Origin of the sequence: Bacteroides sp. RTP21281st1_H5_RTP21281_210402 (assembly GCF_040918965.1) — a bacterium.
In the GTDB taxonomy this organism is placed as follows: domain Bacteria; phylum Bacteroidota; class Bacteroidia; order Bacteroidales; family Bacteroidaceae; genus Bacteroides; species Bacteroides congonensis.
The window spans coordinates 40996-56247 of sequence record NZ_JBCOWR010000009.1 but is presented as its reverse complement, the minus strand read 5'-3'; the positions used below and the strand labels follow the sequence as shown (position 1 = coordinate 56247).

The window sequence follows — 15252 nt, the reverse complement described above, 5'->3', positions numbered from 1 at the left end:
TATATAGAAGCACAAAAATAGCATTATTTTCTATATTTTCATCATATATTGTTCGATAACTCCACACACTCTAACTTTGCAAGAAAATAAAGAAAGAATATTAAACCTCAAAAAACATACGATTATGGCAACAAAGAATTTACACTTCGAGACTTTACAAGTACATGTAGGACAAGAACAGGCAGACCCGGCAACAGATGCCCGTGCAGTACCTATCTATCAGACTACTTCTTATGTATTCCACAATTCAGCTCACGCTGCCGCACGTTTCGGCCTGCAAGACCCTGGAAATATCTACGGTCGTCTGACTAACTCTACACAGGGAGTTTTTGAACAACGCGTAGCCGCCCTTGAAGGTGGAGTAGCCGGACTGGCAGTTGCTTCGGGTGCTGCCGCCATCACTTATGCTTTCGAGAATATCACCCGTGCAGGCGACCATATCGTAGCAGCCAAAACCATCTATGGCGGAAGTTATAATCTGCTGGCACATACGCTGCCCAGTTATGGTATCACAACTACTTTCGTTGACCCAAGCGATTTATCCAACTTCGAGAAAGCGATTCAGGAGAATACAAAAGCGGTATTTATTGAGACACTGGGTAATCCGAATTCCAATATCATAGATATAGAAGCCGTAGCCGAAATTGCCCACCGTCACAAGATTCCTTTGATTATCGACAATACATTCGGTACTCCTTATTTAATCCGTCCCATTGAACATGGAGCAGATATCGTGGTACATTCAGCAACTAAATTCATTGGTGGGCACGGGTCGTCACTGGGTGGAGTGATTGTTGATTCCGGCAAGTTCGACTGGGTAGCTTCCGGCAAGTTTCCACAACTTACCGAACCAGACCCTTCCTATCATGGAGTACGTTTTGTAGACGCTGCCGGTACAGCCGCTTACGCTATCCGTATCCGTGCTATTCTGTTGCGTGATACCGGAGCAACTATCAGTCCGTTCAACGCTTTCATCCTGTTGCAAGGACTTGAAACTCTTTCATTACGTGTAGAACGCCATGTGGAAAACGCATTGAAAGTTGTGAATTTCTTAAACAATCATCCGAAGGTGAAGAAAGTGAATCATCCGTCATTGCCCAGTCACCCCGACCATGCCTTGTATCAGCGTTATTTCCCGAATGGCGCAAGCTCCATCTTTACTTTCGAAGTAAAAGGCGGACAGGAAGAGGCACATCGTTTTATCGACAGTCTAGAGATATTCTCACTGCTTGCCAATGTTGCCGATGTAAAATCGCTCGTAATTCATCCTGCAAGCACTACCCACTCACAACTTAACGCACAGGAACTTGTCGAACAGGAAATCTATCCGGGCACAGTCCGCCTGTCCATCGGAACGGAGCATATTGATGATTTGATTGCCGACCTGGAACAGGCACTTGCCAAAATCTAAGACACAGCGGTTTATGTATGAACTTTCCGTCACTGTGGAACGTTATAACAATATAACATTAAAACATTGCAGTTATGGAAAAATATTTAATACACAGCAACGAACTGCATCTGATAGACGCAGAGAAAATCCATCAGGCCGTGGAAAAGATGGTGGAGTCACTCGATTTAGCCGCAGGTTCTACTACCAATTTCGACCTCTATCAGGTTGTAGAAGACTACTTTAAAGACCTTGAGAAGAGAAGGAAAATTAACCACGTACTGGGAATCAAAGAGGATAGATACGAACTGGTCGAAGACTTCGGCATCAAATAAGAGAAATTTCATTCATCACACCAGACAAGTTTTCTATAATAAATAAGGAAAGAGCCCCATTTTCAATGAAGCTCTCTCCTTTTTATTATAGACTATTTTATTATATATTTTACAATAATCAGTTCCCTTGATGTACGGTAAGCTGCGGGAACGGGAAATTGATTCCTTTTTCATTAAAGGTTTCGTAGATAGCCTTGTTAATATCAAAATATACTCCCCAATAGTCGCCACTGTTCACCCATACACGGGCTATGACATTCACACTGCTGGCATCCAACGCATGAAGGGCGATAAACGGAGCGGGATCGTTCAGGATACGTGAATCGGCAGCCAGTATGTCACGGACAATTTGCTGCACCTTATTATAATCTTCCCCGTAGTCGATACCGACAATCCATTCCACACGACGGGTAGTCTGCGTGTTATAGTTGGTCACTACTCCGCTGCTCATTGCGCCATTTGGAATATAAATCACCTTATTGTCTCCCGTAGCCAGGATAGTATGGAAGATCTGAATTTCCTTCACTGTCCCCGAAACGCCCTGGCTTTCAATCCAGTCACCAACTTTGTAAGGTTTGAACAGCAGCACGATCAGTCCACCGGCAAAATTCTGCAAGTTACCGGACAGCGCCATACCGACAGCCACACCGGCAGATGCCAACAGAGCCGCGAAGGAAGTAGTTTCGACACCCAGCGCACCGACTACTGAAATGATTAACAGAATAGTCAATGTTATATTTACAAGACTTTTGACAAAGGTCTTAATACTTATATCGACTTTCCGCCTGTCCAGAAGACGTCTGATAAATTTGTTAAGCATTGAAATAAGGAAACGTCCTACGATAAAGACGATTACCGCTATCAAGATACGTTCTCCGGCACGGATACCGAAGTCGACTAATTGTTGGGTTATTAACGAAAGTTTGTCCAAGCCTTCAGCATTGGCTATGGCTTGTTCCATCAATTTATCTGCGGCCACTTGCACGGAATCCGCCGCCTGTGTTGCCTGAAGTAATAGTAGCATAATTTAGAAATGTATTAAAATGAATAAATCGTTGTTTCTCTATTTCAACAAATTACAAAGTTATATTGTTTTTAGCAAATCTAAAAGTTTTTTTTGTTTTACTCCTGCAAAAGCCGTATTTTTGCAACCGATTCACTGGTAGGGGTGCCTTAACATGACGGGCTGAGAACATACCCATAGAATCTGAACCGGGTAATGCCGGCGTAGAGAACTAATTAATAAGCAAGATGAAAAAAATTGGATTGATGGCCGTCGCCTTATTGGGCGCAGGCGTTACTGTCCATGCGCAGACGAGTGCAAAGGACAGTATGAAAGTTGTAAACCTGCAAGAGGTGCAGGTAGTATCCACCCGTGCCACGGCAAAAACTCCGGTGGCATTTACCAACGTTAAAAAAGAACAGATTAGTAAACAGAACTTCGGACAGGATATTCCGTTCCTTTTATCTACCACTCCATCCGTACTGACTACTTCGGATGCAGGAACAGGCGTAGGATATACCGCCATCCGTGTACGTGGTACAGATGCTACCCGCATCAATGTCACCGCCAACGGTATTCCGATGAACGATTCCGAAAGCCACGCCATCTTTTGGGTGAATACTCCCGACTTCGCTTCTTCTCTGGAAGATATGCAGATTCAGCGTGGTGCCGGAACGTCCACCAATGGTTCGGGAGCATTCGGTGCCAGTATCAATATGCGTACACAGAGTATTTCTTCCAAACCTTACGCGGAAGTTTCCGGTTCTTACGGTTCATTCAATACGCATAAGGAAACGGTAAAGGTAGGAACAGGACTGATTAATAAATACTGGGCGTTCGATGCACGCCTTTCAAATATTCAGAGTGACGGCTATCGTGACCGTGCATCATCTGATTTGAAATCATATTTTGTACAAGGCGGATATTTCGGTGAAAACACGACGATTAAGTTTATCACCTTCGGCGGAAAGGAAAAAACTTATCATGCTTGGGATGGTATCAGTAAAGAACAGTTGGAAAATGACCGGACATACAATCCGAATGGAGTGATTCTCGACGATAACAAAGGAAAAGGAAATCCCATCGGTTTCTATGACGACCAAATGGATAATTACCGTCAAACTCATTATCAACTCCTGTTCAATCATATTTTCTCTCCGGCATGGAATTTGAATATCGCTTTTCATTATACCAATGGTTTCGGTTATTATCAGGAGTATAAGAACGGACGCAGCCTGGAAGAATACGGATTGAAGCCTTTCTATCTACCAGGCAATAGCGAGCCGCAGGAGAAAACAAATCTTGTCCGTCAAAAGTTAGTGGATAGTGACTTCGGTGGCGGTATCTTCTCATTGAATTATCAGAACGAGAAACTAAACGCTTCTTTCGGCGGTGCTTTGAACCGATACAGCAACGACCATTATGGAAAAGTACTGTGGGTGAAAAACTACACCGAACAGCTTGCCCCTGACCATGAATATTATCGCAACAACGGTGGAAAAACAGACGGTAATGTCTATTTGAAAGCTAATTATCAGTTGACCGGCGAATTAAGTGCTTACGCCGACCTTCAATATCGCTATATTCACTACACGATTGACGGAGATAACGACAAATGGGATTTCACTGCCACTCCCCCGCACCTACAGCGATTAGACGTGAGAGAGAATTTCAGCTTCTTCAATCCCAAAGCCGGACTTTTCTGGCAAATCAATCCGAATCATAGCGCCTATGCATCCTTTTCGGTAGCACAGAAAGAGCCTACCCGCAACAACTACACGGATGGTATGTTTGAAGAACATCCCACAGCGGAAAAATTACTGGACTATGAACTAGGATACACCTATCGCAACGAATGGTTTACGGCAGGTGTCAACTTGTATTATATGGATTATACCGACCAATTAGTATTGAACGGAAAGACCAATGATATAGGTGAAGCCATGGCAGAAAACGTAAAAAACAGCTACCGCATGGGAATCGAACTGGCATTGGGCGCTAAGTTCAATGACTGGCTGCGTTGGGATATCAACGGAACATGGAGCAAAAACCGTATCAAGAACTATGTGGGTTATGTGTATGACCAAAGTTTGGTGAATGGAGTAACCGATGATTTATGGACACAAACAGCGATTGAAGGTGGCAATAGTCCTATCGCTTTCTCCCCTTCTTTTATTGGAAACAGTTTGATTACTCTCGGCAGCAACGGGTTGGAAATTTCTTTCCAGTCACAGTATGTCAGCCGCCAGTATCTCGACAACTTCGGTACAAAGGAGAATTCACTCGACGCCTATTTTGTTAATCATCTTAGCGCATCGTATTCTTTCCAAACCCGCTACACAAAGGGAATTACAATAGGAGCTACCGTTTATAACCTATTCAACACGAAATATGAAACGAACGGATACTCACAAAGCGTTGCCCTTTACGAAAACGGAGACAAGACAAAGCCGTATGTGATAAAGCACGACCCGCGTTTCTATCCGATGGCAGGTACCAATATACTGGCACATATCACGTTCCGTTTCTAAACAGATTTGAATGATGGAAATGAATTTCCTTGAAATATTCGGTACAATTGTCGGTTTAGTCTACCTGTGGTTGGAATACCGGGCAAGTATCTATCTTTGGATAGCGGGGATTATCATGCCCGCCATCTATATCTTCGTCTATTACAAAGCAGGATTATATGCAGATTTCGGTATCAATATCTACTATCTGATAGCAGCTATTTACGGTTGGTTCTTTTGGATGTGGGGACAACGGAAAGGAAAGCGAAATCAGTCTATCGTTGACCATACAGGGAGTGATAAACCGAAAGCACTCCCTATCGTACATACACCGTGGAAATGCTATCTTCCGCTTTTACTGGTATTTGTCGTTGCATTTTTCGGCATTGCCTGGATATTGATTGAATATACAGATAGCAATGTGCCCTGGCTGGATAGCTTCACCACAGCATTGAGTATCGTCGGTATATGGATGCTGGCACGCAAATATATCGAGCAATGGTTTGCCTGGATTCTCGTAGACATCGTTTGTTGCGGACTGTATATCTATAAAGACCTTTATTTTACCTCTGCTTTATATGGACTTTACTCCATTATAGCTATCTTTGGCTACTTTAAATGGAAAAAATTAATGAGCATACAACAATGATAAGCGAACACTACACTCCCGAAGCCGTAATATTGGCAAATGGTGAATATCCTACTCATCCCTTTCCCCTGCAACTGTTGAAAGAAGCTAAATTCGTAGCTTGTTGTGACGGCGCAGCCAATGAATATATCTCCCGTGGACATACACCGGACGTGATTATCGGCGACGGCGACTCCCTTTCCCCCGAATATAAAGAACTTTTCTCCCCTATTATACATCAGATATCCGACCAGGAAACGAACGACCAAACTAAAGCCGTTCACTTTCTGCAAGAGAAAGGATTCCAAAAGATTGCTATCGTAGGAGCTACCGGTAAACGGGAAGACCATACATTGGGAAATATCAGCCTGCTCATGGATTATATGAGAGAAGGCATAGAAGTGCGGACTGTCACTGATTATGGTGTATTTATGCCTGCAAACGGTACACAGACTTTCAAATCTCAGCCCGGACAGCAGATTTCCATTATCAATTTCGGAGCGAAAGGATTACAGGGAGAAGGCTTGGTTTATCCGCTTAGTGACTTCACTAATTGGTGGCAGGGTACGCTGAATGAAGCAACAGCCGATGAGTTTACTATTCATTGTACGGGAGAATATTTGATATTCCTCACTTCTTTATAAGTCATATCGTTGTGCCAAGCTTGTGCAACCGCCTTGGCACAACTGTGCCACCCTTATGGCACGGCAGTGACACAGCATTGGCACAACCGTGCCATAGGAGTGGCACAAACCATTCATTGAAGCGCCTCAGGAGTATGTCCTAAGGCGTTTACAGGAAGACTTAATCAAATGGTAGAATCAGAGCGAAAGCAGATACTTCTTGAAGTCCGCAAAGTCTTTTGACATTTGAAGGCTCTTCTTCTCGCCTTTCATAAATTCCTGCAATTTGGCAGGTATTTCTACCGCTTCACCAATGATACTTTCTACAGTTTCCAAGAACTTGGCAGGATGGGCTGTTTCAAGGAATACACCCGTTTCGCCCGGTTGTAAGCCTTCTACTAATGCGCGATAGCCGCATGCACCATGAGGGTCGAGCAGATAATGATGTTCTTTCCAAGTCTCTTTCACAGTTTCCCGGATTTGCTCGTCGGTATAGGTAGTTCCCGAAATCTCGGCAGAGATAGCGGCATGAGAACCTTTATACAAATCAAGTACACGGGCAAAGTTGCTCGGGTCGCCTACGTCCATGGCGTTAGCGATGGTTGCGATAGATGGACGCGGGTTGTATTCGCCTGTTTGCAGATATTGGTAGAATATATCGTTACGGTTGTTGGCTGCAATGAAACGTTTCACGGGTAATCCCATTTTCTTACCGAACAGACCGGCAGTGATATTTCCGAAGTTTCCGCTAGGCACGCAGATTACTGCATTGTCAGCTTTTCCGGCACGCTTCAACTGGGCGTAAGCATAGAAATAATAGAATGCTTGCGGCAGAAAGCGGGCAACGTTGATAGAATTGGCGGAAGTCAGAGAAAGATGTTCGTTCAGTTCCTTATCCATGAAAGCCGATTTCACTAATGCCTGGCAATCATCGAATGTTCCGTCTACTTCGAGGGCGGTAATATTTTGTCCCAGTGTGGTGAATTGCTTTTCCTGTATTTCGCTGACTTTTCCTTTCGGATACAGTACATATACATGGATACCTTCTACTCCTAAGAATCCGTTAGCCACCGCACTTCCCGTATCACCGGAAGTAGCAACCAGTACATTGACATTTTTCTGCCCTTCTTTCTTGATGAAGTAACCGAGCAGGCGTGCCATAAAACGACCGCCCACATCTTTGAAAGCCAATGTAGGGCCGTGGAAAAGTTCGAGTGAATAGATATTTTCCGAGACCTTTACCAAAGGTACATCGAAACTCAACGTATCATATACAATCTGTTTCAGTATATCTGCCGGAACGTCTTCGCCGAAGAAGGCATCGGCCACACGATAAGCTATTTCCTGAAAAGATAAGCTGTCAATCGTATCGTAAAAATCTTGTGGAAGCGGCTTGATGGACATAGGCATAAACAGCCCTTTGTCGGAAGCAAGACCTTTCACCACCGCTTCTTGCAGGGAAGCGTCAGGTGCTTGTTTATTGGTACTATAATAAATCATAATTCGGATGCGTTATTTCATGAACTCTTTTATAAACTCGTCTTCTTTCAGCAGACCGTAACTACCGCTACAAGCCGATACCTCATCATACGTCTGTACTTCGTCCGGTTCGATGCCCGGATACCAGATAAGGAACGGGATAGGGTCGGCAGTATGCGTGCGAAGTTCGCAGGGAGTGGGATGGTCGGGCAATACGGCTATTGCTACCGGTTCGTCCCAGTCTTTCACTGCTTCATAGATAGGGCCTACGGCGCGCTTGTCGAGATTCTCGATTGTCAGGAGTTTCAGATCGATGTCTCCTTCGTGTCCCGCCTCATCGCTGGCTTCGATATGCAGATAGACAAAATCGTCCGTCTTCAGGGCTTCCAGGGCAGCAGCTACTTTATTTTCATAATTCGTATTGTAAAGTCCGGTAGCTCCTTCTACTGCGATACGGCGCAAGCCTGCGTAATAACCGATTCCGTTTATCAGGTCGACAGCCGAGATTACCGCTCCTTTCTTCACTTGCGGGAATGTTTCGGAGAAAGTAGGCATCTGCGGACGGTAACCGGGGCTCCAAGGCCAAATGCTGTTTGCAGGGTCTTTGCCTTCTGCCATACGTTTCAGGTTCAGCGGATGATCTTTCAGCAGTTCCTGTGATTTCAGAATCAGGTCATTAATCAGGTCTGCCGTCTCCTGGGCTTCCGGCACTAATGGTTTCACCATCAATGGACGGAAAGGCTTCAAAGGCACATCGTGCGGCGGGGTACAATCCAGTTCTTTGTTTCCCCCTTTGATAACCAACAGGTGGCGGTACTGGACTCCCGTATGGAAACGCACGCGGTCATTTCCCAGTTTCTCTTGCAGGTATTGAATCAATACGTCCGCTTCTTCCGTAGAGATATGTCCCGAAGAGTGATTTTTTAGAATCTCCCCTTCCACACAAATCAGGTTGCAACGCATCGCCATCTCTCCCGGTTGCAGGTCTACGCCGATACTGGCTGCTTCTAACGGCCCGCGACCTTCGTACACCTTCGGAAGATTATATCCCAAAACGGACATATTGGCGACCTCACTGCCCGGATGGAAGCCTTCGGCTACGGTATTCAACCGTCCGACACGTCCCATGCGGGCTAATTTATCCATGTAAGGCGTCTTTGCATATTGCAGGAGCGTCTTGTCCCCTAATGACTTCACCGGCCAGTCGGCCATGCCGTCTCCCAATATGATAATATGTTTCATAAGGCGTTAAACGTTTGCGATGCTCATAATATCGGCAAAAACTCCGGCAGCAGTCACACCCGCACCGGCACCGTATCCCTGAATCATCATCGGATATTCCTTATAACGTTCCGTAGTCAACAGGATGATGTTGTTACTGCCTTCCAGACCGTAGAACGGATGGTTGGCTCCTACTTCCTGCAAGCCGACAGAGGCTTTTCCATTCTCCAGTTTGGCAACAAAACGCCAGTGTTTATTTTCTTTTTCGAGTACTTGGCGACGGGCTTCAAAGTCAGCGTCCAAGCTCGGTACGCGCTTCCAGAAGTCATCCAAAGAACCTTCGAAGAAATCGTTCGGAACAAAGAGGTTCTTTTCTACGTCTTCCTGTTCGATGCGGTATCCGGCTTCACGTGCCAGGATAACCAGTTTGCGGATTACGTCTTTACCACTAAGGTCGATACGCGGGTCGGGTTCGGAGTAACGCTCTTCCTGCGCCATCTTGATAGTGCGGCTGAAAGGAATATCAGCGCTGATTTTATTAAAGATATAGTTCAATGTACCCGAGAGTACAGCTTCAATCTTCAATATCTTGTCACCACTATGAATCAGGTCGTTGATTGTATTGATAATCGGAAGTCCCGCACCTACGTTTGTTTCGAACAGGTACTTCACGCCACGTTGACGGGCAATCGTTTTCAGGTCGCGGTAGTTCTCGTAAGCCGAAGAAGCGGCAATCTTATTGGCAGCTACTACGGAAATATTGTGCTCCAGCAAATCTTTGTAAAGCGATGCGATGTCGGGGCTTGCCGTACAGTCTACAAATACGGAGTTGAAGATGTTCATTCCGACTATTTCGTCACGGATAGTCTGCAGGTTGCTGTCCTTACCTTTCTCTTTCAGTTCTTCGCGGAAGTTGGCAAGGTCAAAACCTTCACGGCTGAACATCGCCTTAGCTGCATCAATGATACCTACCACATGCAGTTTCAGCCCGTTCTCCATCATCAGTTTTTGCTGTTGGCAACGAATCTGCTCTACCAAGCTGCCACCTACCGTACCGATACCGCAGATAAAGAGGTTCAATACCTGGTATTCGGACAAGAAGAAAGAGTCATGGATGACGTTCAGTGACTTGCGTAAGGATTTGGAATCGACTACAAAAGAGATGTTAGTTTCCGAAGCACCCTGTGCACAAGCGATTACGTTGATACCGTTACGTCCCAGCGTACCGAAGAGTTTACCTGCGATACCCGGCGTATGTTTCATATTCTCACCAACGATAGCCACCGTAGCCAGGTTTCTTTCCGCGAGAATCGGAGAAATCTCTCCCATCTCGATTTCTTTGGCAAATTCTTCGTTCAGCACTTCGCAAGCTAGGTCGGCATCGGCATTACGTACACCGATGGAAGTACTGTTTTCTGATGAAGCCTGGGATACGAGGAATACACTGATTCCGTTCTTTGCCAGTGCCTTGAAGATACGGTAGTTGACACCGATTACACCTACCATACCGAGTCCCTGAACAGTTATCAGGCTCGTATCGTTGATGGAAGAAATACCTTTAATGGCTTTGCAATGCGGATTGGAAACTTCCTGTTTGATGATAGTTCCTACTCCGTCCGGATTGAATGTATTCTTTATTATAATAGGTATATTCTTGTGGCATACCGGATAAATAGTCGGCGGATAGACTACTTTCGCACCGAAGTTACAAAGTTCGGTTGCTTCTACGTAAGTCAGTTCGGCAATCGTATAAGCCGTTGAGATGACACGCGGGTCAGCCGTCATGAAGCCGTCCACGTCCGTCCATATTTCCAGGCTGTTGGCATCGAGCGCCGCAGCAATAATGGATGCCGTATAGTCCGAACCACCACGACCAAGGTTAGTCACATCACCTGAGATTTTATCAGAAGAGATGAATCCGGGCACTAACGCCACTTTCGGAACGGATTTGAAAGCCTCTTTCACTAACTTATGGGTCAATTCCGCATCCAGTGTATGTTTATTATGTTTCTTTTCCGTCTTGATAAAAGTGCGTGAATCAAACCATTGTGCCCCTTCGATCAGTTCGGCAACGATAATGGACGAAAGGCGTTCTCCATAGCTGACGATAGTATCCGATGTCTTCGGGGAAAGGTCTTTAATCAGGTAGATTCCCTGGAAAATGTCTTTCAACTCGTTCAGTAGTTCGCCAATCTGACGTTGCAACGATGTTTGTTTTTCTCCGGCAGGAATCACTTCCTTAATCATTTCCACGTGGCGGTAAACGATTTCGCGGAACTCGCCTTCATAGGCCGAATCTCCCGCTGCCGCCATCTTCGATGTGTTTATCAATTTGTCAGTGATGCCCCCCAATGCGGAAACAACTACAATTACCGGCTCTTTAGCCGACTCTACGATTCTCTTTACGCTTAAAATGCTGTTCACGGAACCTACGGACGTTCCGCCGAATTTCATTACTTTCATGAAGATACTTATTTAAATGCAATGTCCTGTGTATAGCTTATTACAGAACGATTGGTTGTTTACGAATAAAATTGAATTTGAATTTTGCCTGTTTATACAGGCGTGAATCACGTAGATACACAAAACTATCCATTAACCCCTAAGGGTCATGGTACACATCGATGTGACTGTATGTGGATAGTACTTCATCATAGTCCTGTTTCTACTCTTGTTTTTGATAAGTGTCGCAAAAGTAATAATAAAAACGTTCAATCTATCACTTTTTCCGGTTTTTTTCTGATAAAAAGAATATTCCGGCTTCTTTCCGTCTTGTAATTCCTCTTCATATTTATGACATTTTGCTATTAATATTCCATTTATATTATTATATTTGCGAAAACGAACGTACAAATCAGCTTATGAACCCGCTAAATACTTCCGTATTGTTAATATACACCGGTGGAACAATTGGAATGATTGAGAACACCGTGACAGGCGCATTGGAGAACTTCAATTTTGAACAGCTCCAAAAGCATGTCCCCGATTTACAGAAATTCAACTTCCCGATTGATACGTATCAGTTCGACCCGCCGATGGATTCTTCGGACATGGAACCGGATATGTGGCGGAAACTAGTTTCCATTATTCACGAGAACTATGACCGTTATCAGGGTTTTGTCATTCTGCACGGCACGGATACGATGGCTTATACTGCTTCCGCACTCAGCTTTATGTTGGAAGGACTGAACAAGCCTGTTATCCTGACCGGTTCCCAACTTCCCATCGGAGTACTTCGCACGGACGGGAAAGAAAATCTGATGACGAGCATCGAGATTGCCATCGCACAGAATAAAGAGGGAAAGGCGCTTGTTCCGGAAGTCTGCATCTTCTTTGAGAATCATTTGATGCGGGGCAACCGGACAACGAAAATCAATGCGGAGAATTTCAATGCGTTCCGGTCGTTCAATTATCCGGTATTGGCGGAAGCGGGGATTCATATTAAATATAATAATGTACAGATTCATGTGAACGGAGAGGAGCGGGAATTGAAGCCGCATTATTTATTGGATACGAATGTAGTGGTATTGAAGTTGTTTCCGGGGATTCAGGAGAATGTGGTAGCTACCATTTTAGATATAAAAGGGTTGAAAGGGATTATACTCGAAACGTACGGTTCGGGGAACGCTCCCCGCAAAGAATGGTTTATCCGCCGGCTTTGCCAGGCCAGTGAACGTGGAATCGTGATTGTCAATGTGACACAATGCAGTGCAGGAATGGTGGAGATGGAGCGTTACGAGACGGGATACCAGTTATTGCAGGCAGGTGTTGTCTCCGGTTACGACAGTACGACCGAGTCGGCTGTCACAAAATTAATGTTCCTGTTGGGGCACGGATATACGCCGGATGAGGTACGCGACCGGATGAACCGGTCGATGGCGGGAGAGATTACTCTGTAAGCCCCCCTATTTGTTTTATGCATTGAACAGATTTTCCATGAATTTGTTTTGCGCGTTGAACAAATTATGCCTTATATATAATGTATACATTAAGAAAACAAAGGTCATTTTGCTGTTTTATCAGATTTCAATATTCTGTTCCAATACCAAATCCAAATCCTCTTTATATGCAAACTATTCATATTGAACGGTATTTTGTGGATTATCACAACAAGAATAGTTATTATTGTGATTTGCTTTACATAATTGAATTAAAATCGATGAGATTTGTTTTGTGCTTTGGGCTATTTATACTTACTTTTGCTCCGAAAGCAGGTTTATAGTACAATTTTGACTAGAATAAGAGACAAATGGCAAAAGAGAAAACCGTATATGTATGCAGTAACTGCGGACAAGACTCACCGAAATGGGTGGGCAAATGTCCGTCGTGTGGAGAATGGAATACGTATGTAGAAGAAATCGTACGGAAAGAACCGGCCAACCGCCGACCAGTGTCGGGCATTGAGACGCAGAAGCCCAAACCTGTTGTCCTCAGTGAAATAGAAGCGGATGATGAACCACGCATTGATATGCACGATGATGAATTGAACCGTGTGTTGGGTGGCGGACTTGTACAGGGTTCTCTTGTCCTGATAGGCGGCGAGCCGGGAATCGGCAAATCAACGCTTGTCATGCAGACTGTACTGCATATGCCGGAGAAGAAGATTCTCTATGTATCCGGCGAAGAGAGTGCACGTCAACTGAAACTTCGTGCCGACCGCCTTTCCGGTGTTTCCTGTGATTGCCTTATCGTCTGCGAGACTTCGCTCGAACAGATTTATGTGCATATTAAGAACACGAATCCCGATTTGGTTATCATCGACTCTATACAGACTATTTCTACTGAAAATATAGAATCGTCTCCCGGAAGTATCGCGCAAGTCAGGGAGTGTTCCGCATCCATTCTCCGTTTTGCCAAAGAAACACATACGCCGGTATTGCTTATCGGACATATTAATAAGGAAGGAAGCATTGCAGGCCCTAAAGTATTGGAGCATATTGTAGATACTGTCCTTCAATTTGAAGGTGACCAACACTATATGTACCGCATTCTGCGCAGCATCAAGAACCGTTTCGGTAGTACGGCAGAACTAGGTATTTATGAAATGCGGCAGGACGGATTGCGGCAAGTGAGCAACCCTTCTGAATTATTGCTAAGTCAAGACCATGAGGGAATGAGCGGGGTTGCCATCGCTTCTGCCATTGAGGGGATTCGCCCGTTCCTAATTGAGACACAGGCTTTGGTAAGTTCTGCTGTTTACGGAAATCCGCAACGTTCGGCAACCGGTTTCGATCTGAGAAGAATGAATATGCTGCTGGCTGTTCTCGAAAAACGTGTCGGCTTCAAGCTTGCACAAAAAGACGTATTCCTGAATATTGCAGGGGGACTGAAAGTGAATGACCCGGCTATCGACTTGCCCGTTATCAGTGCTATTCTTTCTTCCAATATGGACGCAGCTATCGAACCGGAAGTCTGCATGGCGGGAGAAATCGGGCTGTCGGGAGAAATCCGTCCCGTGAACAGGATAGAACAGCGTATCGGAGAAGCTGAAAAGTTAGGTTTCAAACGTTTCCTGTTGCCGAAATATAATCTGCAAGGAATAGATACACAGAAATTGAAGATAGAGCTAGTGCCTGTCAGAAAGGTAGAAGAGGCTTTCAGAGCTTTATTCGGTTAGATTCACCACAGAGGACACGGAGGACACAGAGGAATAATAAACTAAATAATAATTAGTAATGATACAGGACATTAATGTCTTAACAAATAAGGTTTTAGGATTGGCTTTTGAAGTACATACCCAATTGGGAGCAGGTTTACTTGAAAGTACGTATGAGAGCTGTTTATTTTACGAATTAAAAGAAAATAATATAAGTGTGGAAAGACAAAAGAAACTACCTATAATCTATAAAGGGTTTCAATTAGATACAGATTACAGAATAGATTTGTTAATAGACAATCAGCTCATTATAGAACTGAAAAGTGTTGAAACACTACAGCCTGTACATTCTGCCCAATTACTAACGTATATGAAACTTAGTAACCTGAAATATGGATTATTACTAAATTTCAATGTAGCCCATTTAAAACAAGGAATTAAACGTTTCATTCTATAAAATTAAACTC

At 44.4% G+C, this 15252-nt stretch carries 12 protein-coding genes and 1 riboswitch; of the genes, 8 read left to right on the top strand and 4 right to left on the bottom strand.

Features of this window, described 5'->3' with window-relative positions:
- Window positions 1-124 precede the first annotated feature (124 nt).
- Both AB5443_RS14275 and AB5443_RS14270 read left to right on the top strand, forming a co-directional pair.
- Window positions 125-1411 (top strand): O-acetylhomoserine aminocarboxypropyltransferase/cysteine synthase family protein, encoded by a 1287-nt coding sequence (locus AB5443_RS14275; RefSeq protein WP_277134705.1) that lies wholly within the window; start codon window positions 125-127, stop codon window positions 1409-1411.
- 74 nt (window positions 1412-1485) lie between these two features.
- Entirely contained in the window at window positions 1486-1725 is a 240-nt protein-coding gene (locus AB5443_RS14270; RefSeq protein ID WP_022139978.1) for a hypothetical protein, read from the top strand.
- Window positions 1726-1843: 118 nt separating this feature from the next.
- Here AB5443_RS14270 and AB5443_RS14265 read toward each other — a convergent pair whose 3' ends face one another.
- Window positions 1844-2749 (bottom strand): mechanosensitive ion channel family protein, encoded by a 906-nt coding sequence (locus AB5443_RS14265; RefSeq protein WP_022139977.1) that lies wholly within the window; start codon window positions 2747-2749, stop codon window positions 1844-1846.
- A 130-nt stretch (window positions 2750-2879) separates the two neighbouring features.
- A riboswitch (TPP riboswitch) is annotated at window positions 2880-2976 on the top strand.
- Between AB5443_RS14265 and AB5443_RS14260 the strand changes: the two genes are divergently transcribed.
- Genes AB5443_RS14260 through AB5443_RS14250 form a run of 3 tightly spaced genes read left to right on the top strand, consistent with a single transcriptional unit; the run spans window position 2977 to window position 6510 of the window.
- The gene (locus tag AB5443_RS14260) at window positions 2977-5259 is read left to right on the top strand and encodes a TonB-dependent receptor (RefSeq protein WP_277134704.1); all 2283 of its coding nucleotides are present in this window, start codon (window positions 2977-2979) and stop codon (window positions 5257-5259) included.
- 13 nt (window positions 5260-5272) lie between these two features.
- Window positions 5273-5887, top strand: coding sequence for a nicotinamide riboside transporter PnuC (pnuC, locus tag AB5443_RS14255; RefSeq protein WP_277134744.1), 615 nt, complete (start codon window positions 5273-5275; stop codon window positions 5885-5887).
- The gene (locus tag AB5443_RS14250) at window positions 5884-6510 is read left to right on the top strand and encodes a thiamine diphosphokinase (protein WP_277134703.1); all 627 of its coding nucleotides are present in this window, start codon (window positions 5884-5886) and stop codon (window positions 6508-6510) included. The genes pnuC and AB5443_RS14250 overlap by 4 nt, the downstream gene beginning before the upstream one ends.
- Before the next feature lie 177 nt (window positions 6511-6687).
- On the opposite strand, the gene thrC is transcribed toward AB5443_RS14250, so the two are convergent.
- The 3 genes from thrC to thrA are packed head-to-tail and all read right to left on the bottom strand — an operon-like array spanning window position 6688 to window position 11652.
- On the bottom strand, window positions 6688-7989 hold the full coding sequence (thrC, locus tag AB5443_RS14245; RefSeq protein ID WP_277134702.1) for a threonine synthase: 1302 nt from the start codon (window positions 7987-7989) through the stop codon (window positions 6688-6690).
- A 12-nt stretch (window positions 7990-8001) separates the two neighbouring features.
- On the bottom strand, window positions 8002-9210 hold the full coding sequence (locus tag AB5443_RS14240; RefSeq protein ID WP_022139964.1) for a cofactor-independent phosphoglycerate mutase: 1209 nt from the start codon (window positions 9208-9210) through the stop codon (window positions 8002-8004).
- Between the two features lie 6 nt (window positions 9211-9216).
- Window positions 9217-11652 carry a bifunctional aspartate kinase/homoserine dehydrogenase I gene (gene thrA / locus AB5443_RS14235; RefSeq protein WP_044653142.1) on the bottom strand — a complete coding sequence of 812 codons (2436 nt, stop codon included), beginning with the start codon at window positions 11650-11652 and terminating at the stop codon, window positions 9217-9219.
- A 398-nt stretch (window positions 11653-12050) separates the two neighbouring features.
- On the opposite strand from thrA, the gene AB5443_RS14230 reads away from it, so the two are divergent.
- The 3 genes from AB5443_RS14230 to AB5443_RS14220 all read left to right on the top strand — a co-directional run bounded on the left by AB5443_RS14230 (window position 12051) and on the right by AB5443_RS14220 (window position 15242).
- Complete coding sequence (locus tag AB5443_RS14230; RefSeq protein ID WP_368113367.1) at window positions 12051-13088, top strand: asparaginase; 1038 nt, start codon at window positions 12051-12053, stop codon at window positions 13086-13088.
- 350 nt (window positions 13089-13438) lie between these two features.
- Window positions 13439-14806 (top strand): DNA repair protein RadA, encoded by a 1368-nt coding sequence (gene radA / locus AB5443_RS14225; protein WP_277134700.1) that lies wholly within the window; start codon window positions 13439-13441, stop codon window positions 14804-14806.
- 61 nt (window positions 14807-14867) lie between these two features.
- On the top strand, window positions 14868-15242 hold the full coding sequence (locus tag AB5443_RS14220; protein WP_195661819.1) for a GxxExxY protein: 375 nt from the start codon (window positions 14868-14870) through the stop codon (window positions 15240-15242).
- The last annotated feature ends 10 nt before the right edge of the window (window positions 15243-15252 follow it).